23 protein-coding genes are annotated in these 22689 nt (G+C 50.9%); 16 read left to right on the forward strand and 7 right to left on the reverse strand.

Annotated features, from left to right (window positions below; genetic code table 11):
- Positions 1 to 191: 191 nt before the first annotated feature.
- Complete coding sequence (locus AC5JLP_RS27270; RefSeq protein WP_496070988.1) at positions 192 to 1634, reverse strand: sensor histidine kinase; 1443 nt, start codon at positions 1632 to 1634, stop codon at positions 192 to 194.
- 576 nt (positions 1635 to 2210) lie between these two features.
- On the opposite strand from AC5JLP_RS27270, the gene AC5JLP_RS27275 reads away from it, so the two are divergent.
- On the forward strand, positions 2211 to 3278 hold the full coding sequence (locus tag AC5JLP_RS27275) for a DMT family transporter (protein WP_496070989.1): 1068 nt from the start codon (positions 2211 to 2213) through the stop codon (positions 3276 to 3278).
- A 30-nt stretch (positions 3279 to 3308) separates the two neighbouring features.
- Here the strand turns inward: AC5JLP_RS27275 and AC5JLP_RS27280 are convergent, their stop codons facing one another.
- Positions 3309 to 4205: a tetratricopeptide repeat protein gene (locus AC5JLP_RS27280; RefSeq protein ID WP_496070990.1), complete on the reverse strand. Its 897-nt coding sequence runs from the start codon at positions 4203 to 4205 to the stop codon at positions 3309 to 3311.
- Positions 4206 to 4591: 386 nt separating this feature from the next.
- On the opposite strand from AC5JLP_RS27280, the gene rpsP reads away from it, so the two are divergent.
- The 5 genes from rpsP to AC5JLP_RS27305 all read left to right on the forward strand — a co-directional run bounded on the left by rpsP (position 4592) and on the right by AC5JLP_RS27305 (position 8011).
- Positions 4592 to 4840, forward strand: a complete 249-nt coding sequence (gene rpsP, locus AC5JLP_RS27285) for a 30S ribosomal protein S16 (RefSeq protein WP_106258368.1) — start codon at positions 4592 to 4594, stop codon at positions 4838 to 4840.
- Complete coding sequence (locus AC5JLP_RS27290; protein WP_496070991.1) at positions 4833 to 5252, forward strand: KH domain-containing protein; 420 nt, start codon at positions 4833 to 4835, stop codon at positions 5250 to 5252. Before rpsP ends, AC5JLP_RS27290 begins: the two co-directional genes overlap by 8 nt.
- A gap of 148 nt (positions 5253 to 5400) precedes the next feature.
- A complete protein-coding gene (locus tag AC5JLP_RS27295; RefSeq protein ID WP_496070992.1) occupies positions 5401 to 6357 on the forward strand; it encodes a PhoH family protein in 957 nt (318 codons plus the stop codon).
- A 14-nt stretch (positions 6358 to 6371) separates the two neighbouring features.
- Positions 6372 to 7541 (forward strand): MSMEG_0565 family glycosyltransferase, encoded by a 1170-nt coding sequence (locus tag AC5JLP_RS27300; RefSeq protein WP_496070993.1) that lies wholly within the window; start codon positions 6372 to 6374, stop codon positions 7539 to 7541.
- A gap of 182 nt (positions 7542 to 7723) precedes the next feature.
- The gene (locus AC5JLP_RS27305) at positions 7724 to 8011 is read left to right on the forward strand and encodes an MSMEG_0570 family nitrogen starvation response protein (protein WP_496070994.1); all 288 of its coding nucleotides are present in this window, start codon (positions 7724 to 7726) and stop codon (positions 8009 to 8011) included.
- A gap of 16 nt (positions 8012 to 8027) precedes the next feature.
- Here the strand turns inward: AC5JLP_RS27305 and AC5JLP_RS27310 are convergent, their stop codons facing one another.
- A complete protein-coding gene (locus AC5JLP_RS27310; protein WP_496070995.1) occupies positions 8028 to 9074 on the reverse strand; it encodes a zinc-dependent dehydrogenase in 1047 nt (348 codons plus the stop codon).
- A gap of 221 nt (positions 9075 to 9295) precedes the next feature.
- A complete protein-coding gene (locus AC5JLP_RS27315; RefSeq protein WP_496070996.1) occupies positions 9296 to 10705 on the reverse strand; it encodes a TolC family protein in 1410 nt (469 codons plus the stop codon).
- A 179-nt stretch (positions 10706 to 10884) separates the two neighbouring features.
- Between AC5JLP_RS27315 and AC5JLP_RS27320 the strand changes: the two genes are divergently transcribed.
- A complete protein-coding gene (locus tag AC5JLP_RS27320) occupies positions 10885 to 11019 on the forward strand; it encodes a hypothetical protein (RefSeq protein WP_496070997.1) in 135 nt (44 codons plus the stop codon).
- A 219-nt stretch (positions 11020 to 11238) separates the two neighbouring features.
- On the opposite strand, the gene AC5JLP_RS27325 is transcribed toward AC5JLP_RS27320, so the two are convergent.
- Entirely contained in the window at positions 11239 to 11586 is a 348-nt protein-coding gene (locus AC5JLP_RS27325) for a hypothetical protein (RefSeq protein WP_496070998.1), read from the reverse strand.
- A 243-nt stretch (positions 11587 to 11829) separates the two neighbouring features.
- Between AC5JLP_RS27325 and tmk the strand changes: the two genes are divergently transcribed.
- On the forward strand, positions 11830 to 12522 hold the full coding sequence (gene tmk / locus AC5JLP_RS27330; RefSeq protein ID WP_496070999.1) for a dTMP kinase: 693 nt from the start codon (positions 11830 to 11832) through the stop codon (positions 12520 to 12522).
- Between the two features lie 45 nt (positions 12523 to 12567).
- On the forward strand, positions 12568 to 13548 hold the full coding sequence (locus tag AC5JLP_RS27335; RefSeq protein ID WP_496071000.1) for a DNA polymerase III subunit delta': 981 nt from the start codon (positions 12568 to 12570) through the stop codon (positions 13546 to 13548).
- Here AC5JLP_RS27335 and AC5JLP_RS27340 read toward each other — a convergent pair.
- Positions 13545 to 14171, reverse strand: a complete 627-nt coding sequence (locus AC5JLP_RS27340) for a hypothetical protein (RefSeq protein WP_496071001.1) — start codon at positions 14169 to 14171, stop codon at positions 13545 to 13547. The genes AC5JLP_RS27335 and AC5JLP_RS27340 overlap by 4 nt on opposite strands.
- A 244-nt stretch (positions 14172 to 14415) precedes the next feature.
- On the opposite strand from AC5JLP_RS27340, the gene AC5JLP_RS27345 reads away from it, so the two are divergent.
- The 6 genes from AC5JLP_RS27345 (at position 14416) to AC5JLP_RS27370 (ending at position 20306) form a co-directional block, all read left to right on the forward strand.
- The gene (locus AC5JLP_RS27345; RefSeq protein WP_496071002.1) at positions 14416 to 14943 is read left to right on the forward strand and encodes a hypothetical protein; all 528 of its coding nucleotides are present in this window, start codon (positions 14416 to 14418) and stop codon (positions 14941 to 14943) included.
- A gap of 29 nt (positions 14944 to 14972) precedes the next feature.
- Positions 14973 to 15845, forward strand: coding sequence for a DUF3153 domain-containing protein (locus AC5JLP_RS27350; RefSeq protein WP_496071003.1), 873 nt, complete (start codon positions 14973 to 14975; stop codon positions 15843 to 15845).
- 170 nt (positions 15846 to 16015) lie between these two features.
- Complete coding sequence (locus AC5JLP_RS27355; protein ID WP_496071004.1) at positions 16016 to 17101, forward strand: AI-2E family transporter; 1086 nt, start codon at positions 16016 to 16018, stop codon at positions 17099 to 17101.
- A 309-nt stretch (positions 17102 to 17410) separates the two neighbouring features.
- The gene (locus AC5JLP_RS27360) at positions 17411 to 17782 is read left to right on the forward strand and encodes a lipopolysaccharide assembly protein LapA domain-containing protein (RefSeq protein ID WP_496071005.1); all 372 of its coding nucleotides are present in this window, start codon (positions 17411 to 17413) and stop codon (positions 17780 to 17782) included.
- A 219-nt stretch (positions 17783 to 18001) separates the two neighbouring features.
- Positions 18002 to 18847, forward strand: a complete 846-nt coding sequence (locus tag AC5JLP_RS27365; RefSeq protein ID WP_496071006.1) for a segregation/condensation protein A — start codon at positions 18002 to 18004, stop codon at positions 18845 to 18847.
- A gap of 280 nt (positions 18848 to 19127) precedes the next feature.
- Positions 19128 to 20306 (forward strand): nucleotidyltransferase family protein, encoded by a 1179-nt coding sequence (locus tag AC5JLP_RS27370; RefSeq protein WP_496071007.1) that lies wholly within the window; start codon positions 19128 to 19130, stop codon positions 20304 to 20306.
- A 60-nt stretch (positions 20307 to 20366) separates the two neighbouring features.
- Here AC5JLP_RS27370 and mtnA read toward each other — a convergent pair whose 3' ends face one another.
- Entirely contained in the window at positions 20367 to 21452 is a 1086-nt protein-coding gene (gene mtnA, locus AC5JLP_RS27375; protein WP_496071008.1) for an S-methyl-5-thioribose-1-phosphate isomerase, read from the reverse strand.
- A gap of 704 nt (positions 21453 to 22156) precedes the next feature.
- On the opposite strand from mtnA, the gene AC5JLP_RS27380 reads away from it, so the two are divergent.
- Positions 22157 to 22639 (forward strand): MSMEG_0572/Sll0783 family nitrogen starvation response protein, encoded by a 483-nt coding sequence (locus AC5JLP_RS27380; protein ID WP_496071009.1) that lies wholly within the window; start codon positions 22157 to 22159, stop codon positions 22637 to 22639.
- The last annotated feature ends 50 nt before the right edge of the window (positions 22640 to 22689 follow it).

The following is a 22689-nucleotide window of genomic DNA, read 5'->3' on the forward strand; positions in this document are numbered from 1 at the left end:
CTGTGTTGAGGGGGTTTAATCCTTTTGTGCCAGTTGGAAGTGCGGAATGTGGGTTGTAAAACTCGTTAAAACGGGTTGAAAGAGGTTTGCAGTCCTCTTTAGAGGATTTCCTTCCATTAGCCCGCACTGAAAGTGCAGGGCGGGGCAGGCGATCGCGAAAAGATTTGTCAGCCAACCAGCCCTTTGAGACATTAAGTTGCTGGCAAGACGATCGCAAATACGCTTCCTTCTCCTGGTTTTGAACGCACCGTGACGCTGCCGTTCATCCCTTCGACCAGTGTTTTCACAATGGCTAACCCTAACCCATGCCCACCTGTAGAGCGGGCACGGGCTTCATCAACTCGATAAAAGCGCTCAAACACACGGCTCTGATCTTGCAGCGGAATGCCAACCCCCCGATCGCATACCTGAATGATGGCGTGATGGTCTGTTTGCTCCAGGCTCAAAACAATGGATCGATCCGGTTCTGAATATTTCACCGCATTATCAATTAAGTTGATCAACACTTGCTTCAGTCGATCGCGATCGGCGATCGCTTCTACATCACCTTTGGCGTCAACCTGAATCAATCGATTGCTAAACTTTTCGGCCATGCCTGCTACTTCAGACGCGAGATCATTAAGGAGTACTGGTTCTAAAAAATAATGCGCGTAACCGCTATCGGCTCGCGCTAGATCGAGTAAATCCTGAAGCAACCGCACGGTGCGATCAGCCTCCGAGGCGGCAGTTTCTAAGGCCTCTTTTTGATAGTCATTTAAGTTTGTGCTGCGCCTGAGTAGACTTTGCAAATAGCCCAATACAACGGTCAGCGGTGTGCGTAATTCGTGAGAAACATTGCCGACGAACTGACGCTGTTGCTCCCACGCATCCGAAAGCCGCGACAGCATCATATTAAACGACTGAGCCAGTTCTTTAACCTCAGTCGGAGCATGGCTGAGCTGTAACCTGGCTTTGCTTAAATCCTCTGCTGAGATGGCCCCGGCTACCTGGTTCATATCTTCTAGCGGTTGCAACGATCGCCGAATGCGCTGCGCGATCGCCGCCATCGTCACAAACGTTGCCAAAATGCAGACGATCGCTAACCCCTGCACCGCCGCAATTAACTGGCGCTGATCTGCGGTGACATCCTGCGCCATGTAAACTTTGCCTAACAGCTTTCCTTTGACGGTGACAGCCCCCTGATACAAAATCAAAAATCGACTGCCAACTTTGTAGACCTGGGGCTTCAGAGGCATTTCTGCCACAGACATCAGTTCATCTGTCGCTGTAAACGCAGAATCCATCCCCGTTGATTGGGCGAGTACCTGCTTCCTATCGATGCTTTTCACCCAAATGACCAAACCCGGCACAGAAACATTGTTAATCGTCTTTTGCAACCCTGTTTCCACAGGCAGCATTTCGCTATAAAGCTCCACGTCGCGGGGAAAGCGGGTAGCAATATATTCCACACTTTGGGTATGCGTTGTAATTAAAAGTTGCTGCATTTTCCAGCTTGTCCAGATGGCAACACAAGCCAAGCACATGACTGAAAGCGCAGCAATTTCTACAGTTAAGCGAAACTGAAGTGATGCAGGGTCGAGTTGCCTTTGCTTGAGTTGGCGAATTGCCTCCCAGAGTTTTTGAATCGGTTGCATTGACAAATCTAATAGAGACGACCCGTTTCTTTTATTAAGACGGCGTAGAAAACCATAGTAACGATTTTGATGATCAGGTGGGTTTGGGCAACGGTTTCCTGATGAAGGATAAAGCATCACCCATTACCCAACTCAACTGAAAAATGCTGGTTAAGAGAGGATATCTCTACTTTAGCGAATGCCTTTTCGAGAGAATGATGGTGATCTAATGGAAAGATTAGTTTTTGCTGAGAAACTGATGCACTTGGGTGTGGTTTTACTAAAGTTTTGATAGAGAATTGGTTGCCTTCCTACCATCCTCTTACTGACAAACAATTACGCTCAAATACTTATCTTTCAACTCTATTGACTCAATATGACTCATTCATACAACTCGATCGCTCCATCGGTATGATGCTACTTTGTCCCTGACCTTTGATTCACTGTCAGCCGTTGGCATCCACCTGTGGAATACTTGCCATTAAAGACTTATAGCCGTTCTTCTTGATCTTTACAACACTCGGTACTCCCCACCCAGCACCCGCTCTAACCACGTTGCTTCGTTCTAAAAACGGTCATTTTAGTTGCACGATCACCATGACGCACTCTTCTCCCCAGCGAGCAACACCCTTACGTCAATTAAGGCATCAAATTCCTGGGCAAGCCTATCTCTGGGTGGCGGTACTGATTTTTGGCGCTTCAAGTGCTGTAACCCGCAAAATCACCGACATTGGTGCTCAAAATTTTGTTGGTGGGAAAAATCCGATTTCACTCTGTAATGTTTTGTTTGTTGGTAATCTCTGTGCTTTGCTGATCTTTGCCATCATTCACAGACAGCAGTGGCGCTGGACGATGCTTAGTCAACGCACAAAGGAAGAGTGGCGTGGGTTAGCGGCAGTCGCAGTTTTATCAGGTGCCTTGGCTCCTGGCTTGATTTTTCAGGCGTTGGCACTGACTCCAGTCACCAATGTGGTTTTGATTAGTCGGTTAGAACCCCCCTTAACGCTGGCATTATCCCTGTGGCTTTTGCACGATCGCGTGAATCGGTGGGAACTGATGGGCGCGATCGCGGCGTTTATCGGAGTGGCCCTAACGGTGCTTTTACAACCAGCCAGAGAACCGATGATGCAAGTAGGAGCATTCCATCTTGGGGTGGGTGAACTGCTGGCAGCAGCAGGCGCGATCGCACTATCAACTTCTACCATTCTTGGCAAAAAACGGCTGTCTAAAGTGCCGCTGGGCGTTTTCAGTCTTACTCGGACTGGGTTGGGAACCGTGATTTTTTTCATTGCTGCGATCGTGCTTTACGGTTCCGACCATTTTATGGGAGCGTTTGCGCCGTTTCTATGGCAATGGATGCTGCTGTATGGTGGCGTGATCGTCGTTGTAGGGCAAACCTTTTGGCTAACTGGCTTACGTGCTTCCTCAGTTTCGACCGCCTCGATCGTGGGATCGTTTGCGCCGATCTTTGGCATTCTGGCGGCGTACCTAATTTTGGGTGAAGTTCCTACACGCGCTCAGTACATTGGCGGCGGTGTCATCCTGCTAGGGTTGTTTTTGGGGCAGATTGGGCTTCAGAAAGCGCAGAGCCGTGCCACAACTATGATCGATGCTATTCCAGCAGCACAGGCGATCGAAGCAGAAATGGGGTTCAAAGGCATCTAAGCCACTCAACATATTTTCACTTGATCGGAATCAAGGAGATGGTACTGGTGCAGTACTGGGGGTTGAGCTGGGCACTGCGGTTGGGGCGGTGGCACCTGGGGACGGTGTTGCGCCTGGAGACGGTGCACTCGCTAGCTTGTTAATCTGGTCTTTGTACTGTGCCGGAGCCAACTCAGCCGCGCTGGCAAATAGTGGCTTCGCCGCGTCTGTTTTACCCTGCTCTTTCAGGATCAAGGCTTTACCGAGTACGGGACGAAAATCTTGCTTATTGCCTTTGGCAGCTTCATCAAAGACTGCGATCGCTTCATCATAGCGTTTCTGCGAGGCATACACTTGTCCTAAAATCACTTGAACGGAGCCAACATCCACGCTGTTTGCCTGAATTTTATTTGCCTGTGGCGCAGTTTTAATCGTGTCTTGCAGTAAACCAACAGCGGCTTCTGGACGGTTTTGTTGCAGGAGCAGATTGGTCAGCCCCTGAAGCGCGTTGCGATCGCCCGGTTTTGTTTTCAAAATGTCCCGGTAGGTCTGAGCGGCACCTTCGGCATCATTGGTTTGCTGCTTTGCCTGCGCTAAGAGAATGGCATACTCCGTTTCGTTCGGGTTGAGCTTTGCCAACTTCTCCAGGGGGGCGATCGCACCCTTGACATCGCCTAGCCCCAACCGCGCTTCCAGTAGCCCACGCAGGGCAGTTGGGTTGTCTGGTTCCCGCTGCAACACCAGCTCATAGCCCTTTGCCTGCGCTTCCAGTTCTTCCTTTTTCGGCGTTGCGCTCGCAGATTGAACTGGACTGGGACTGACAGCCGTTTGCGGCTGGTTGCCCTTAAAGGCTGCCTCAATCAGCGGGATCAACGAGAAACCCACGAAAGCGACGACGGCTAAAATAAGAACCACATTGATAAGCCAGCGATTGCGCTTGTTCGTCACAAATCTGCCCCGAAACTCTACTGCCATTATCGACGACAAATGCCATTTGCGATGATTGATACTCAGGAAGGCTTCAAGATCAAGCGTATAGGACTTACGCAGTCGCCCCCTAAATCCCCCAATTCTGGGGGACTTTGAGTGCTTGCTCCCCCAAAATTTGGGGGCTGTGGGCTATTTTTAGAGAATTTGCGTAAGTCCTGGTTAAATTTCCATACTGAGAATTACTGATATTTAGCCAGATGAAGTGCGGCAAAACCTGTTCGTGATATGATCATTAATCCGAGCTGCTTGTCAAGTTTTTGCTGTCCACAGCGGAAAGCTGATAAAGACCAAGCTTGCTCAGTAAGACTCATTTGTTTAGCGATAAAGAGAATCCGCACAGTACCATGATCAAACTGCGATTAAAGCGTTACGGCAAGAAGCGTGAAGTAAGCTACCGGATTGTGGCGATGAATAGTCGCGATCGCCGCGATGGTCGTCCCCTGGAAGAACTGGGCTTCTATAATCCCAGAACGGACGAAACCCGGTTAGATGTTCCCGCGATCGTCAAGCGACTGAAAGACGGGGCACAGCCCACAGACACAGTCCGTAGCATTCTGCAAAAAGCTAACGTTTTTGAACAGGTCAATGCCTGAGACGAATACCAAACCCTATGCCTCTCAAGCAACCGAGCCAGACTATGCAGGACTGGTCAGGTTTTTGGTCGAGCCGTTTTTAGAGCAGCCTGAGTCTCTCAAGGTAGACTGCGAGATTTCGCCCAACCGGGGTAAGGTTTGGGTGCGCGTAGCGTTTGAGGGTATAGACAAGGGGCGCGTGTTTGGGCGCGGTGGGCGCAACATTCAAGCCATTCGCTCGGTGCTAGAAGCCGCCGCTCAGTTGGCAGGTTACTCTGCTTATTTGGATGTGTTTGGCAGCTCTGCTCAGGGGCATGATGGGGATCACGATCGCGAGGACGTGATTGACAAACCGCCGCCACGTCGGTCTTCAGGGGTAAAAGAGCCACCCAAGCTACGATCGCGTGCCACACCTCCAGACGTTGCCCAGTAACCGGGGTTTGTCTTATTAAGTGATTCGAGCAGAGGTAACGGTACGCGGGCTACGAAGCGCCCGCTAAACCTTGAAAAGTGAAGGAATCAGGTGTTTTTGTCTATAGTAGTGGGAACCCCCCGTGATTGACTAACGCATAATTGACTGCATGGTAGAGGCTCTTACCGTCGAATTGCCCAGTATCGAAAGCGCGATCGCTCTTGCTGGTGAGCGAGAAGAAAACCTGAAAACTCTGGCTCGACAAACTGGCGCGACGTTGGTCTTGCGAGGACAGGAGCTACGCATCTCTGGTACAGACAATCAAATTGACTTGGCAACTCGCCTGGTAAACGCTCTTGAGGAGATTTGGAGCAGCGGTACCACGATTTCTGGGGTTGATATTCTCACCGCTCGTCATGCGATCGATACTCAACAGCAGGACGAACTACGTGAGTTGCGGCAAGATGTGCTGGCGCATACTCGTCGTGGTGAGGACATTCGTGCGAAAACGTTTCGGCAACGGCAGTATATCCAAGCCGTTCGCACCCACGATCTGACCTTTTGCATTGGCCCAGCCGGGACGGGAAAAACCTTTTTGGCAGCCGTCTTAGCGGTGCAAGCACTGTTAGCCAATGACTATGAGCGTCTGATCCTGACACGCCCAGCCGTAGAAGCAGGTGAGAAACTGGGCTTTTTGCCTGGAGACTTGCAGCAAAAGGTCAATCCTTATCTGCGCCCCCTCTACGATGCCCTGTATGAATTTATTGATCCAGAAAAAATCCCTGCGCTCATGGAGCGTGGCGTAATTGAAATTGCCCCGATCGCCTACATGCGCGGTCGTACCCTAAGCAATGCGTTTGTCATTCTTGATGAGGCCCAGAATACGACTCCCTCGCAGATGAAGATGCTGCTCACGCGTCTGGGCTTTCGCTCGCGTATGGTGGTGACTGGCGATTTGACTCAGACTGATTTGCCTAATTATCAGGCATCGGGATTAGCTGTCGCTGAAAAAATTCTGCGATCGGTTGAAGGCGTTGCTTTTTGTCATCTGTCTAAAGCCGATGTGGTTCGCCATCCTTTAGTACAGCGCATTGTTGCTGCCTACGAACAGTATGAACAGCCGTAAGAGCAAAGGCATCTATGACTGAACAGCCCCTCCGCATTGCGCTGTTGACCTATTCAACCAAGCTAAGAGGGAGCGTTGTGCATACGCTAGAGCTAGCAGAAACACTGCATGCAATTGGTCACACAGTTTGCGTTTATGCACTGGCTAAAGATGGCTCAGGGTTCGATCGTCCCCTTTCTTGTATGGTCAAACTCATTCCTGCACAGCCAGCGCCAGATAGCATTGATGCTCTCATCCAGCAGCGCATCCAAGAGTTTGATGCGTTTTTTAGTGAGATGGACGATCAGTACGACTGCTATCACGCCCAAGACTGCATCGGTGCGAATGCTCTAGCGAGTTTGCGCCAACGTGAGCAGATTCCCCATTACATCCGCACAGTCCATCATATTGAGGACTACAACAGCCCCTATTTACAACAGTGTCAGGAGCGCTCCATCCGTGATCCCGACCTGTGTTTCTGCGTCAGTACGCGCTGGCAGACCGAACTCCAGCAGCAGTATCAGATTCATGCGCCGAGGATCATCAACGGGGTGAGTACCCAGCGCTTTTCGGCAGCGCTCGATGGTTCAGAACAGTTGCTCAAAGGACATTTGGGAATCTGTGGAGAACCCATTTACTTAACGGTTGGTGGCATCGAACCACGCAAGAACTCGATCGCGCTGCTGCAAGCTTTTAGCCAAACTCTAGACTCTTATCCGCAGGCTCAATTAATCATTGCAGGGGGTGCAACTCTGTTTGACTACCAGGCTTATCGTGACGAGTTTTTTGCGCTGGCAGCCAAACTGAGCGTGATTGTCGGTAAACAGCTTCTGCTACCTGGCGTGATCCCCGATGCTAACTTGCCTGCACTCTACCGTCTTGCAGATGCCTTTGTGTTTCCCTCTGTAAAAGAAGGCTGGGGCTTGGTTGTGCTAGAAGCGATCGCCAGCGGCATTCCTGTCATCACCGCCAACCAACCACCCTTTACCGAGTTCCTCACCGAAACCCAGGCGCTACTCATTGATCCTCTATCATCGAATGCGATCGCGCAGGCAATGCGATCGATCCTCTCTCCCAACCTTGCCCATCAGCTTGTGCAAAACAGCCAGGTTATTCTGCCGCATTACTCCTGGCAAGCTTCCGCGAGAATGCATCTAGTTCATTATGATGAGTTGTTAAGGCGGCAGGGAAAGGATGAGGGATGAAAGGAAAGCTTTCAGCGGTCAGCTTTTTTAGCTTCGCTATAAGTTTAGGAGGCAGAAGGCAGAAGGCAGAAGGCAGAACTAACTCACAACTCACAACTCTCTTCCCCTGCTCCCCCTGCCTCCCCTGCCTCCCCTGCTTTCTCACTTGTCTAACAACCAACAACTAACAACTAATTTCACCCATGCCCGAAATCCGTTTTCAGATTGAGCTACCAGATCGTTCCCAGACAACGTGCTACTCACCATCCTTAATTGTGAAGGAATATTTCACGCCCGGTAGCGAGTATGCGTTGACGGATTTTATTGAACGATCGCGCACAGCACTCCACATTGCCAGCGATCGGGTACGGGCAAAGTATGGTAGCCCATGCGGTTTGGCGCTGGGTCAACTGGCTCAGATCGAAGCAATGGCAGAGCGGTACAGCCAGGTGAAGGAACCCAAAGTCCGACTAATCAAGTTTATTGAGTAAGTTGCTGATGGGAAAGTCAGGGATAAATCAGGATTTTGTAGGTATCAGGGCCAGGTGAAACAGCTTGATCAACGGCGGCTGACAGGTCTTTGAGCGGGTAGCGATCGCTCACCAGCGCATCCACATCAATCCGCTTATTGAACACAATGTCCGCTGCTAGAGCCTGCACCCGAAAGGATGAGCTGTAGCTGCCCATGAGATCAATTTCACGCCGATAGAGAATGTTGGGATTGATGGGGATTTCTAGCTCATCGGGAAACTCAGCAAAGAAAAGGATCTTGCCGCCCTTGCGCGTGCAGTCCAGCGCTTGAAAGAAGGCTTTATCACTGGGTACAGCCAAGATGCTGGTATCGACACCCATACCGTGAGTCATGCCGTGAATTTTGGCAGCTAGATCGGAATCGCGGGCATCGAAGGCGGCATCAGCACCAATACTCAGGGCTTTTTCGATACGGGTGGGTAACAGGTCAGTGGCGATCGCCCGTGCGCCAAAATACTTCGCCAGCATAATAAACATCAGCCCGATCGGCCCTGCGCCCGTAATCAGCACCGTTTGACCAGGAGCAATCTGGGCCTTTTTCACGGCCTTCAGGCAGCAGTTAGTCGGCTCCACAAAACTGGCTTGCTCAAACGTCACGTCGTCCGGGATTGTCACCAGTCCACCACTACGAACGATGTGACCCGGCACCTTTACGTACTCGGCAAATCCACCACCACTGGGCGCAAAGCCTGCGGTTGTGGTGATGTTCTTATACACATCGCACATGGAGAAGTTGTCATTCAGGCAGTACGCGCAGTGCATACAGGGAATGTGATGGAGTACCACTACCCGATCGCCCACTTGCCAGCCCTGTACATCAAGGCCAACCGCCGCGATCGTTCCTGCCGTTTCATGCCCAAAAATACGCGGTGGATTGTAGAGGGGGTAGCGAATTTTCTTGATATCGGACTGACATAGCCCCACCACGCGCACCTGCACTAGTACCTCGTCAGATGCAATCTCTGGTGTAGGAATTTCTTCGTAGCTAAGCTGATTCACGCCTCGAAAAACCTGCGCCTTCATATCCTAATTCCTCAAAAACCCTCTCATGCAGACTGTACCATTCGCTATACCCATTCATGGTACAAATACAGCAGAATTCAGGAGCGAAGAAGACTACGCAGAATGCTTTTAGACCTAAGATATGTCCTTCATTGAGTAACAAAACGTTGTCTAAAATGCGATCGTGGTGAGTTCAAGCTCCACTGGTCTCCGGTTTCATTTCGACATTTCTTCTAGACAACTCATCTAGACAGCGGATAACCGACGGCTCCTGTGAGAGAAGCGAGCGACTGGTTGTAGCCGATAATGGCATTTACCCGGTTGCCTTCTGCTTGCGTTAAGCTTGTTTCAGCGCTAATCACATCGGTCTGAGTGCCAACGCCTGCCTGATAGCGCAGGCGAGCTAGTTTCAGTGCCTCTTGCGCTTGACCAACCGCAATTTCGGTGGTTTTGATATTCTCCAGGTTCGATCGCAGATTCGCGTAGTTTTCTTCAACGGCATAGCGAATTTGATTGAGCTTATCGGCAAACTGCGTCTCGTAAATCTCGACATTGCGTTCTTGTTGTCTGGCTCTGGCTTTTGCTGCACCTCCATCAAAGACTGTCCAGCTTACCGTGCCAGAAACGCTATACCCATCCGTAAAGCCGCTGTTAGAGTCCAAATATTTCAGCACCTCGTACTCAGTTGCCAGCGAAACCGTTGGTCGGATCGCGGCCAGTTCCGATCGCCGTTGCTGCTGGCTGGCCTCACGCAGAACTAACTGCTGTTCGGGGTCAGCGCGATTTTTGAACGCTAAGACAATGCTCTCTTCCAGAGAGAGATTCCACGACGCACCCACAACAACCGGATCGCCAGCCGAAACGGTGACTGCTTGCCCCAAAGACAATATCTGCACTAGTTGGCGACGATTAATCTCCTGCGTTGCCTGAGCGCTGACGAGATCTTGCCTGGCATTTGCCAGAGTGACTTGTGCCTGCAAGGTATCAAAACGAGTGCCAAGTCCAGCAGTTTCCTGAGCTTGTGTGTCCCGAAGACTCTGTGCAGCATTAGCAACGGCAGATGCCTGAATGCGAACGCTTTCATCAGCTTGTTGGCTGTTATAGTAAGCCGTAGCGATATCAACCTGATTCTGGATCGTCAGGCGCTCAAGCTCCAGCTCTTGATTGCGAACGTTGAGCGCTGCTACTCGAATGGCGGCTGGACGTTGGCCTGCCGTAAAGAGGTCATAGCTAAGGCTAAGGGTGCTGCTAAAAGTGCTGCTGACTGTTCTAGAAGTGTCGCTTGCCGATCGTGATCGCACTAATGTTGGTTCTAGCGTGAGAGTAGGATAGGATGCCGCCTGCGCTTCTCGTAAGGAGGCTCGATAGCGCTCCACGGTGAGCCGTTGCACCTGAACCTCTTTGTTATTGCGGAGACCTAACTCAAGTGCTTGCTGTAGCGTAATCGGCTGCTTTAGCTGGATTGAGACCTCCTCAGGCTGGCTGGGACGTAGAAGCGGGTTAGCACTGGGATTTAGGCGATCGACGACTGCTGGATTGAGTGGATCAAGCGGCTGGGCAGCCTGGGCGATCGCAACCTGGATAACGGCGAGGAGAAAGGTAAAGGGAAAAAGCGTCAGAACGTTGAGCGGTTTCATTCGTTGCGTCTGCATTAGTGTGATCAACGGACAGCACGCGATCGCGGTCTCATGCCACACCAGAGCAAAATTGCCACACTAATCTTCCACTAGTTTCCTAGCGGTACAGACAAGACATCACGTTACAGAAACCGCATCAGGCAGCTTTAACGCTATATCAGCTTGTGAGAGAAGCGGTACAAATCAAGCGCTAGATGGGACAACTTGAACACCCTGACAAGATATGTCCTCTCAATTTGGCCTGGTATGAGCGGGAGCGCGATCGTGCCCCAGTCCGTTTGCTTTTAATGAAGGTAGAGACGTACTTGGCAACGTCTCTACCCATTTGAGCGTGAGGATTTTGCTCACCTCCTACCATAAAGAAGAGACCCTAACCGACACATGAAGCGATGGTCGTGATCTAGCCAGGGACAAAGTACTGTAAGTGATAGGACTTCTGTCTCTAGGAGGACAGCATGTAAAACCTTGTCGAACTGTAGTCACTGAAAACAGCCCGGAGTTGATCGCATAGCTAAAATCCAGCTACGCAATCATGCAGCTTAAAAAAGTCAACCAGCGACCGTATCAATCAAACGCCACTGGCGATTATCGGCGATCGCCTGACTCACCAGTTCGTACATGCGCCGACAGTGATTGTTAATTTGGAGAGGCAATTCTTCATTTTTGATGACAAAGCTCATTCGCACTTCGCGATCAGTCGCTAGCGTTTTATCCACTAACACTTCGACAGTCACAAGCTTAGAAAACGCAACATTACCAGGTACTTCACGCGCCATCAAATAATCATCTGTTTCGTAGATGATATCAAAGTTGCAAGATTCCAACGTCTCGCTCAGTAAGCTCTGGACGTCTCCTACAGATGCTGCAACGGTAAATAGGCAGGTATAACGAGCCATGACAAACCCCGGACGCGTGACACTAAGACTTCGCTATCATATCGTTCATTCAGCATAACAAGCCTGGTTATTTAAACGGCTCGAACTATACTGCCTTTGATTTGGGTGCATGTAGGTTGTTACAGCCAACTTAAAAATAGAATTAAGAATTTAGGAGACAGAAAAAGGTAAAGGGCAGAAGGTAGAAGGTTAATAGCTGACTGCAATAGCGATAAAGGTTTCCATGTCCGTTTCAGAGGCACTATGCGCGGAAAATTAATTGTCTTCGAGGGCGTTGAAGGCTGTGGTAAAACAACTCAACTGAAACGATCGCAGCAATGGTTCATCGACAGCGGCTGGCAATCGTTGCTACAGGCAAAAGGCTATGTGTCACAGCTCATCACGACCCGCGAACCGGGCGGCACTGACTTGGGCGTAAAGGTACGCCAACTGTTGCTGGAACAATCTATAGCGGAAGCTATGCAAAGTCGCGCTGAATTATTGCTCTATGCTGCCGATCGCGCTCAGCACGTAGACGGCTACTTAACCCCACAATTGCACCAGAGCACCCTGATTTTGTGCGATCGCTACACCGATTCCACGATCGCTTACCAGGGCTACGGACGTGGTATCGACCTTAAACTGATTAGTCAGCTCAACGATATTGCAACGGGTGGACTAGAAAGTGACCTCACTCTTTGGCTTGACCTGGATGCTGAAACAGGGCTGGCAAGAACTCGTCAACGTGGCACCCTCGATCGCATTGAGCAAGCCGATGTTTCTTTTCACCACCGCGTTCAGCAGGGCTTTACCGAACTTGCTCAACGTTATCCTCAACGGATCACCCATATCGATGCCTCTCCTCCCGAAACCGAAGTCGCTGAACAAATTCAGGCAGTTTTAAGCCAAAAGTTTAGTGAATGGTACGGTGTGGAAAGGATAAAAGATAAAGGCTAAAAACGGTTCATTCTTTATCCTTTAGACTTCATCCTTTACCTCTCCATGTCTCCTTTCGCGCCTCTTATCGACCAACCTCAGGCGGTTGAACTGCTGTCTCAAGCCGTTGCCAAAAATCGGATTGCCCCTGCTTACCTCTTTGCAGGCAAACCTGGCGTGGGAAGGCGACTGGCGGCTGAGTGTTTTCTATCGCTCCTATTCACCACAGAAACGTCCGCGATCGCCCCTCCCAAAGCATTACAGCGTCGCATTCAAGAGCGCAACCATCCCGATTTGTTGTGGGTTGAGCCGACGTATTTGCATCAGGGCAAGCGGCTCTCGATCGCAGAGGCGACGGAAGCGGGCCTGAAGCCGAAATCACACCCTGTTGTGCGGCTTGAGCAAGTGCGCGATATTGCCCGCTTTCTCTCGCGTGCACCGCTAGAAGCCGCGCGATCGGTTGTCGTGATTGATCAGGCAGAGACAATGGCAGAAGGCGCGGCTAATGGACTGCTAAAAACGCTCGAAGAACCTGGTCAAGCAACGCTTATTCTGATTGCCCCCGGAGTCGAGTCGTTGTTACCAACGCTCGTTTCTCGCTGCCAGCGCATCCCGTTTTACGGGTTGACAGCAAATGGTATGGCGCAAGTGCTTCAGCGATCGGGACATGGTGAGATGCTGCAGCAGCCTGACGTATTGCAGTTGGCTCAGGGTAGCCCCGGTGCCGCGATCGAGCACTGGCAGCAGCTTCAGGCAATTCCCGCAGAGCTTTTACAAGCTGTTACCACTCCACCACGCACATTTCGAGAAGCCCTGAGCCTTGCTCGCGATATTGACAAAACGTTAGAGTCAGACTCTCAGCGCTGGCTGATCGGTTATCTGCAACAAACCTACTGGCAGCAAAGCTGCACGGCTCAACAGCCAAACCCTGCATCGGTCAGTTTATTAGAACAGGCGCGCTTACACCTTTTGCGTAGCGTCCAACCTCGACTGGTTTGGGAAGTGACGCTGCTTCATTTGGCGGGTGCGGCTCAGCGATCGCGCTAAGGATTGCTCTGGGGATAAATGATCTGCGGGTAAACAATGATCGGCTGCACAGAGGTGGCAGAAGGCGATCGATAGCGCACTCCATACTGCGGATCGATGTAGACCTCTGGTTCTGGTCGAGTCGTTGTCGTTACGGTTTGAGTGTTGTAGTAAGGCGCATAGGGCGCGGTGACGATCGTCGGATTAACCAACGTTGAGTTACGAATCGGGCTGTTAATCACCGTGGGATTAATCAACACTGAGTTATTTACGTTACCCCGATACTGGACATTACCCGGCTGACGATAAATATATTGCGACGAATAGCCACTCGATGGATAGTTGCTAGGAGTCCCAATTTGCACGGAAAGACCGCTACCATAGCCAGGCTGCACGATCGTCTGCACAGGATTGTAGATCGAACCGCCAAAGGGGACAACGGGCGGAAAATTGATGACCGATCCTGCGTTGGGAGAGCTGTTGTTCTGCACCCGAATGAATGGTCTGGCATTTGCAGCAGGCATCCACGTAGCCAGCCAAATTGCAGTCAGCAGGATGGATGCACCCGCAGCAAGAGAAAACGGCAAATGAAAAAATTGTTGAGGTGCGGCTGCTTTACACCATTGCAGGGGAGGTTTAGTCATCGGTTTTACCACTCAAGAAGGAACCATACATGATCGACGCAACCTTCACTACCTGATTGGCCGCAGCATGAAACCGTAAGTGCTCACTGCGATCCCTCTTAACTCAGGACTACTTTCTAGCCTAACGTGTTCCGATAGAATGGAGGAAACGAGGCAGACAATTTAAATCCCAGACAGCTTAAATCCCGTTTGGTTTAAGAACGCTTTTCCAACCATCTTGTTGTCCACGTCTTCTTTAACGCTTGTGAGTTCAGATGCCATCGACACGGCTAGAGCCGACTATCAGGCTGGCAAAGCCGCCTTTGAACGGGGTGAATACCGCAAAGCAGTGCAGTCTCTAGAGTCTGCAAATACACTGGTGCCGCCGATGACTCGCTTCGGCGGCGAAGTGCAAATCTGGTTGGTGACGGCCTATGAAGCGTTGGGGCAACGATCGGACGCACTCGCACTTTGCCGTGAGGTGAGCCGCCATCCAGATCTACAAATTCGCAAACAGGGTCGTCGCCTTCTCTACATCCTGGAAGCACCTCGGTTAACGACTCGTCCAGAGTGGTTGACCCAAATTCCTGACTTGACTGCTTTAGGCGATCGAGATGAGCGCGATCGCACCGCTGCTGGCACAATCTCGCCGACCAAGCCGCCTGAGAAGCCAGCCTTTCAGCTTGAAACGGTGGTTGATCCCAGTCAAGTCAGTACGCAAGATAACCGCTTTGTTTGGGTGGCGCTCGGTGCAGCAGTCCTCTTGCTGGGCGGACTGCTGTGGTTCATGTAGCAACGCCTCCTTTTTGCGGATCTTCGCGTATGCTGAACTCTCGTAAGCTGTTGTTTCTACTCCCGAAACCCATGACGCTAACGAGCGGTATCCGCACACCACAACTCCTACAGGTTCTGATCCGTCGATCGCAACAGGTTCTAACCCGCGCCTTTCATCGATCGAGTCAAGTTTGGTTAATGCTGCTGCTCTCACTATTGCTGTCTGGCTGCGTGCGGTACGACGTGGGCGTTCGGTTTGACAGCCCCAACCGGGGGGAGTTTACGCAGCACATCCAGCTAGAAGAACGGCTGCAACAGTTGAGTGGTACCACGGCTCAGCAATGGCTGAAGCTGATTGAGCAGCGGAGTCAGAAGCTCGGCGGGCGCATCGAGCACCTGCCAGATAACGATCTACTTGTGACCATTCCATTTACAAGCAGCGGTGATTTAGAGAGAAAGTTCAACCAGTTTTTTAGCTCATTAGAAAAAGATAGCCCTGCTGCCGCGATTGCGCTGCCACCAATTGCTTCCCGCTTTACCCTGGCGAACAGTAATTTATTGCTGGTCGAGCGCAATCACCTTCGGTATGAGTTGGATCTACGATCGCTGGGGGTGCGATCGTCAAGCGGCAGTTTGTTACTGAGTCCCACCTCTCTGGTTGATCTGGAATTTCGGTTGCAGACGCCTTGGGGTGCGAAAAGCCTGACTGCTGCGAATAGTAAGGCACCCAACAGCGATCCGTCTGGAAAAACGCTAGTGTGGCAATTGGTGCCTGGCGAATTGAATCAGCTCGAAGTGGTGTTCTGGCTGCCTAGTCCACTGGGAATTGGCACCCTGGCGATCGTCCTTGTCATCCTGATCGGACGCTTTTTAAAGGACCCACGTTCACCAGCAGCACCCGAAAACCATCCAACCGTCTGAAGGTTTAGACCAAACACTTGGTTTTGGCACCATTCGCATCCGGCACCTTTAGAGGAAAGCTCCGCACTTTGACAGATGAAAGACTGTCTCGACCTTACTCCAGAACGTGTCGTTTTATGGCAAGTTGGATTGTACACTTCTGCTAGAAAGCCTTTGCGACAGGTTTTGCGATGCGCCGTTCAGCCAAACTCCAGCGTTTATTGATTTTCGGTCTGAGCGGCCCGATCGTGGCGTTAAATATCTGGCTGCTATCCCAGGTATTCCGTTACTTTGAGCATCTGATTACGCTCTTTGCGATCGCGGCGATTTTGGCCTTCTTGTTGAACTACTCTGTACAGTTCTTCGAGCGTGCCCATATGACGCGACCCCAAGCTGTTACCGTAGTGCTGCTCATCACCTTCACGCTGCTAGTGATTGTGGGCGTGACGTTGGTGCCGCTCTTAATCCAGCAGACCACCTTACTGCGAGATTCGATTCCAGGGTGGCTAGAAGCGAGCCGTCATAATCTCCAATCATTCGACAACTGGGCCAAAACACGCAACTTGTCAATGGATTTGCAAAGCCTGACAGGTCGCATCAACGCCCAAATTGAGAGCCAGATTCAACTGCTGGCGGGGCAGGCGTTGGGGCTAGCGCTAGGTACAGTGGGGGGCCTCATTGACAGCATCCTGGTGCTGGTGCTGGCGTTTTACATGCTGCTGTACGGCGATCGCCTCTGGCATGGACTCATTCATCTGTTACCGCCCCATATCGGGATTCCCTTAGGCGTTTCGCTGCGGCTAAATTTTCAGAACTTTTTCATTAGCCAACTGCTGTTAGCCATTTTCATGACCGCTGTTTTGATTCCCATTTTTTTGGTCCTCAAGGTTCCCTTTGCCCTGTTGTTTGCCCTCTTGATCGGCGTTGCTGAATTGATCCCCTTCATTGGCGCGACGCTGGGTATTGGGTTAGTGACCTTGCTGATCATGCTGCAAGATTTTGGCTTGGCGGTTTGGGTCGGCCTGGCTGCAACCATTGTCCAGCAGATTCGCGATAATGTCCTTGCGCCACGCATGATGGGCAACTTTACCGGACTGAACCCGATCGTCATCTTCCTCGCACTGCTTATTGGGCTTCAAGTGGCAGGTTTCCTGGGAGTTCTGGTTGCAGTGCCGATCGCTGGGACAATCAAAGGGACGCTGGATGCTATGTACAGCAAGCAATCTCAGGTTGTGACTCGGAGTGTTCTTTCTCACGATCCCCCGCTTCGGGATTAAGCTAGACACAGGCGGATGCAGGCTCAACGGCATCTTTGCAACCAGAGGCGCGATCGGCTAGCAAACCTTCAAACAATTGATCCACATTTGCCTATTTTCTGCTTTCGTCTGCTACAAATTTGATCAGCCTGTTCAAACGTGAACGAATTAGAGCAGTTATGCTTAGCTAGAGTTTCGGCTGTGGATATGACAGGCTCAAAGCCGTCTATTAAAAGGCTGGGTACAGTCCCAAGCTTTTATCCATAGCGATTCAATTAGCATTCGCTCTCTGAAGCAACGGCAATCCATCGCAAGCGTAGGAAGTTCAATATGCGGCAAATTAACTTTGTCATTATTTTCGTCATCTGTCTCGCTCTTGTGCTGTTTGGTATTGAAAACACCGACCCAGCCGTCATTCGAGTTGCTCAAGGCATTGAGCTACAAGCCCCCCTCGCGATTGAACTCATCATGGCAATGGGCATTGGGGCTGTGATGGCATGGGTGTTTAGCGTGTGGACTCAGCTTCAGCGGGTCATTGACACCAGAAAAGACCTGAAAGTTAGAGACGTTCGCATTCAAGAGTTAGAAGAGAATGTGGAGCGCTATAAAGCCGAAATCGAAGAGCAGCAGCGTCTGCTTCCAGCCGCTAAGCCTCGTCCAGGCGTAGAGCAGGATGCTGAAGCCGAAGTTTATGCTCAGTGAAGGTTAAACGTTTTGAGTTAGAACAATCCGTTCAAAACTCCCTTCTTCATGCGTGATCTCTCGATTCTTCTTGCCCTGAGTTAGCATACAAAAAATGGCGATCACTGACCTGATTACACCGCTTAGCCTCTGGAGTCTGTGGGTACCGCTGCTGTTATTGGTTGCGATCGTGGTTGCAGCAGTCTGGTTTGCTCGGATTCCCCTTCGGTAGGTTCATTCATGCCCCTATCTCTCGCGCAAGATGCGATCGCGTTTCTGATTGATTTGGCAGAACGGGGTGAAATCGATCCGTGGGATGTCAAAGTCATTGAGGTGATCGATCGCTTCTTAAGCACCTTGACTCCGCTCAGTAGCGGACGTGAACCCTATGAAGCCACCCTGTCTCAATCGGGACAGGCGTTTTTGTATGCCTCCATGCTGGTGTTACTCAAGGCAGACAGCCTCTCTCAACCGGAACCTGTCGCTGAGACTGAAACTGAAGCCGAAATGGCGTTGTTCGATCCAGAAGGCTTGTCTGGCTCATCGTTGCCCGCGAACCTGGAACGTCAAATTCGTCGTCGTGCAGTGGCTCAACCGCCGCAACGACGACGGGTCACCCTCAAAGAGTTGATTGATCAACTCCGCACGATCGCGACAGCGTTGGATGATCCCACCCCACGATCGCGGGCACGTCGTCCCCGACAGCAGTCTCGTGGGCAAGCCGTTCGCGCGATCGCCCAGCTTGCTCATCAGGAAAACTTATCCGAAATGGCGGTAGCGCTGGAGCAATTTTTTATTGATCACTGGGAGACCATCTCTAAGGGAAAAGACTGGCTCGATTTTGATTTGCTTCTAGAGCTATGGTCACAGGCCAGCGACTACAAAGCCTCGATTCCGCATGATCCTCACGCAGGAAATGCCACCCACGACCGCGTCGGGATTTTTTGGGCGTTGTTGTTGCTGTCGGCGCAATCAAAAGTCGAACTTGCACAAGAGGAGTTTTATCAGGATCTCAAAATTCAGTTGCTCTCAGAGCAGGCATTGTCTGACCTCACAGACTGGTCAGCACGTGCTTCGCTCGATTAAGCTTGTTAACATTGTGGTTGACATCCGCTTGATGTCAGCAAAAGCGTGCGATCGTCTGCGAAGACCGTGTCCACGCCTCTGAAACAAAACTTAACTATAGATGTGATGAAGCATCTGTCGTGTTTCACTAGGGCTTTACAAAGAGTCATTCGTTTGATGTTTACTCGGCTTAAAGATCACCTAGCATCAGCATAGAGCAATGGTTAGAGGCCAGCCATTTTAAGTTTTAAACATAGTTAGCTAACATCTAGTGGCGAAGGTTTGGGGAGATGAACGATCTATGAAAGCCATGATTCTGGCCGCCGGTAAGGGAACCCGTGTCCGTCCCATCACGTACACCATTCCAAAACCCATGATTCCAATTCTGCAAAAGCCTGTGATGGAGTTTTTGCTGGAGTTGCTGCGGCAGCATGGGTTTAACGAAATTATGGTCAACGTAAGCCACCTGGCGAGCGAAATTGAAAGTTATTTCCGTGATGGACAGCACTTTGGTGTACAAATTGCCTATTCGTTTGAAGGTCGCATTGTCGAGGGCGAACTCGTAGGTGAGGCGATCGGTTCTGCGGGTGGTATGCGCCGCATTCAAGATTTTTCTCCCTTCTTTGACGATACCTTTGTGGTACTGTGCGGTGACGCCTTGATTGACCTGGATTTGACCGCTGCGGTGAAGTGGCATCGTGAAAAAGGCTCGATCGCGACGATCGTCATGAAGACGGTGCCAGAAGAAGAAGTGCCCAGCTATGGGGTTGTGGTCACTGATGATGAGGGTCGGGTCAAAGCCTTCCAGGAGAAACCGTCGGTTGAAGAGGCGCTGAGCAACTGCATTAACACTGGGATTTACATTTTTGAACCCGAAATCTTTGACTATATTCCTCCTGGCGTAGAGTTTGACATCGGTGGTCAGCTTTTTCCTAAGCTGGTTGAGAAGGGCGCTCCTTTCTACGGTGTACCGATGGACTTTGAGTGGGTAGACATCGGTAAAACGCCCGACTACTGGCGAGCCATTCGCAGCGTGCTCAATGGTGAAGTCAAAAACGTAGAAATTCCCGGTCGTCAAGTGGCACCCGGCATTTACACCGGACTAAACGTATCGGTAAATTGGGACAAGGTGGACATTCAGGGGCCTGTCTACATCGGTGGTATGACCCACATCGAAGATGGAGCCACGATTATTGGCCCCACCATGATTGGCCCCAACTGCTGGATTTGCAGTGGGGCTACCGTAGACAATAGCGTCATTTTTGAATACGCACGACTGGGGCCAGGGGTACGACTGGTAGACAAGCTGGTCTTTGGTCGCTATTGCGTGGATAAGACAGGCGCGACGATCGATGTCCAAGCCGCTTCTCTGGATTGGCTCATTACCGATGCCCGTCAGGTGCTCCCGTCCCACCCACCCGCCGAGCGGCAAGCGATCGCTGAACTACTCAACGCTGACAGCAAAAGCATTGGCGTTTAACTTGTCTGTAGGGACGTTACACGTAACGTCCCTACAGAATAGGATGCAACCGATTCACAACTAAACAGCCTGCTTGGAGGCCAATTGATCCCTTAAGTCAGCAGGCGCGATCGCCCCATACTCCGTAATGATGGCGCTGATTAAGGCGGCCGGAGTGACATCAAACGCAGGGTTGTAAAACTCAGCGCCAACAGGACAAAGGAGCGTCTCGCCTACCGTATGCACTTCGCTAGGATCGCGCTCCTCGATGGGAATTTGGCTGCCATCAGCGATCGCAAAATCGATCGTGGACAACGGTGCCGCCACAAAAAACGGGATGTTGTGCGCTTTTGCTACCAGCGCCACGCTGTAAGTGCCAATCTTATTAGCGGCGTCACCATTGGCTGCAATGCGATCGGCTCCCACTACTACTGCATCAATCATGCCTCGCTGCATACAGTGTGCTGCCATATTGTCCGTAATGACAGCGACGGGAATACCTTCCTGCACACATTCCCACGCAGTTAACTTGGCACCCTGCAAACGAGGACGGGTTTCGTCTGCGTAGACTCGCTCTAAGCGCCCTTCTCGCCACGCTGAGCGGACAACTCCTAATGCGGTGCCGTAGCCTGCTGTTGCTAACGCGCCTGCATTGCAGTGAGTGAGGAGGCGTAGCTTCTCCGGAGTGGACGGCAATGCCCGCAGCCCATAATCGCCAATGAGATGACACGTTTGCACATCATCGGTATTGATGGCCTTTGCCGTGTCTAGCAACGTTTGCTTCAAATAGTCCACAGGCCCAAGAGTCTGATGGGCAGTTTTAACCATGCGATCGATCGCCCAAAACAGGTTTACTGCTGTCGGACGAGTGGCACGCAATCGCTGAGCAATTGGCTCCAATTGAGCTAGAAAATCGGCGCGATCGCTCGTCTGAATATCACGCGCACCTAAGTAGACTCCATAGGCTGCCGCAACGCCAATCGCAGGCGCACCACGCACAATCATGGTTTCGATCGCGCGTGCCATATCCTCATAGCGGTTAATTTCAACCACGCTATACTCATTTGGCAAGCGGGTTTGGTCGATCAACAGCACGTGTCCGCTGAGCGTCTCGGTGGGCGAACGATCGTTCCAAATAACGGGAAAAACCTGATTGTTAGAAGACATAGGTATGACAAGTGTGTAGCGAGAGCAAAGGGAATCTCTCACCCATACTACTAAACGTCTGGACGCACTAGCGATCGATAGCACCTCACTTCGCGTCCCCTCTCATACCTGTTTAAACCAACAGGTTCTTTCCACAAAATGCTGCCAACGCAAGACCTGCTTTAGTCTATCCCTGCCCATACTGTTAGACCTGACAACTTTGTAGCAAGGTACACAAGTATGAAAAGAGTGTGCTTCTAAGCTTCACACAAGCAGGCAGTTAACACTGTCGGTTGAAAAGTACTGGTTTTAAGGAGGAGGCAGAAGTCGAATGTTAAAGCGATTGCGTGATCAAACGTCTGAGCGATCGGCTTCTGTTTTTTTTGCGATCGGCTTAATCATCCGTGTAGCAAGAACCAGATTTATAGTGGTGTTTTCAATCAATCTAAATCTGCTTTACGGATTGTAGGCTGATCGATGATTCAGCTATGAGGTTCAAGCGCTTTATACCTTTGTATACAGGTATTCGCATTGAGGCTGAGCCACTTTTCTACATCTGGTTTTCTATACTGATTCGATAATCAGGTTGCAATCTGTACTCATTGCGATACAGTCTTAGTCAGTGAATTTTGAGTTAGTGAACGATCAGTTTTGAGCGATCGCGCCAGCGATTTAGACTGCATACACAAGACTAACGGTTGATAACTTTTACAGAGGATGAAGCGATGCCTGAAGTAACCACTCCTGCTCACAAAGCTGGCGACTTCTTTGTTGATTACGAAGAAAAAGTATTTGAAGATGTGAAAGCTGAACCCGGTGAAAAAGCGTTGGTAACCTTTCACACCGTTGCCTTTGAAGGGTCAATCGGTCTGGTCAACCTGCTGCAAGCACTGCGTCTGCTGCGGAAAGGCTTTGAAACCTCGGTCTTGCTCTATGGGCCTGGCGTCACGCTAGGCGTGCAGCGCGGCTTTCCCAAATTGGGCGACGCGGCTTTCCCTGGTCATCAAAACTTTAACGACCAGCTCAGCAAGTTCATGACCGAAGGTGGCAAGGTGTACGCCTGCCGTTTTGCACTTCAGGCACTCTACGGACACGGCGAACCCTCGCTGATGCCCGGCATTCGCCCCATCAGCCCTCTAGACGTGCTGGATTTGATCTTGCTGCACCGCAAAGATAATGCCTTCATTCTGGATACGTGGACGGTTTAGAGAGTGTTGAGTTAATAGTTTTGGGTTTTGAGTTGGAGGCTTCCATCCAC

It is taken from the genome of Stenomitos rutilans, from assembly GCF_059505485.1.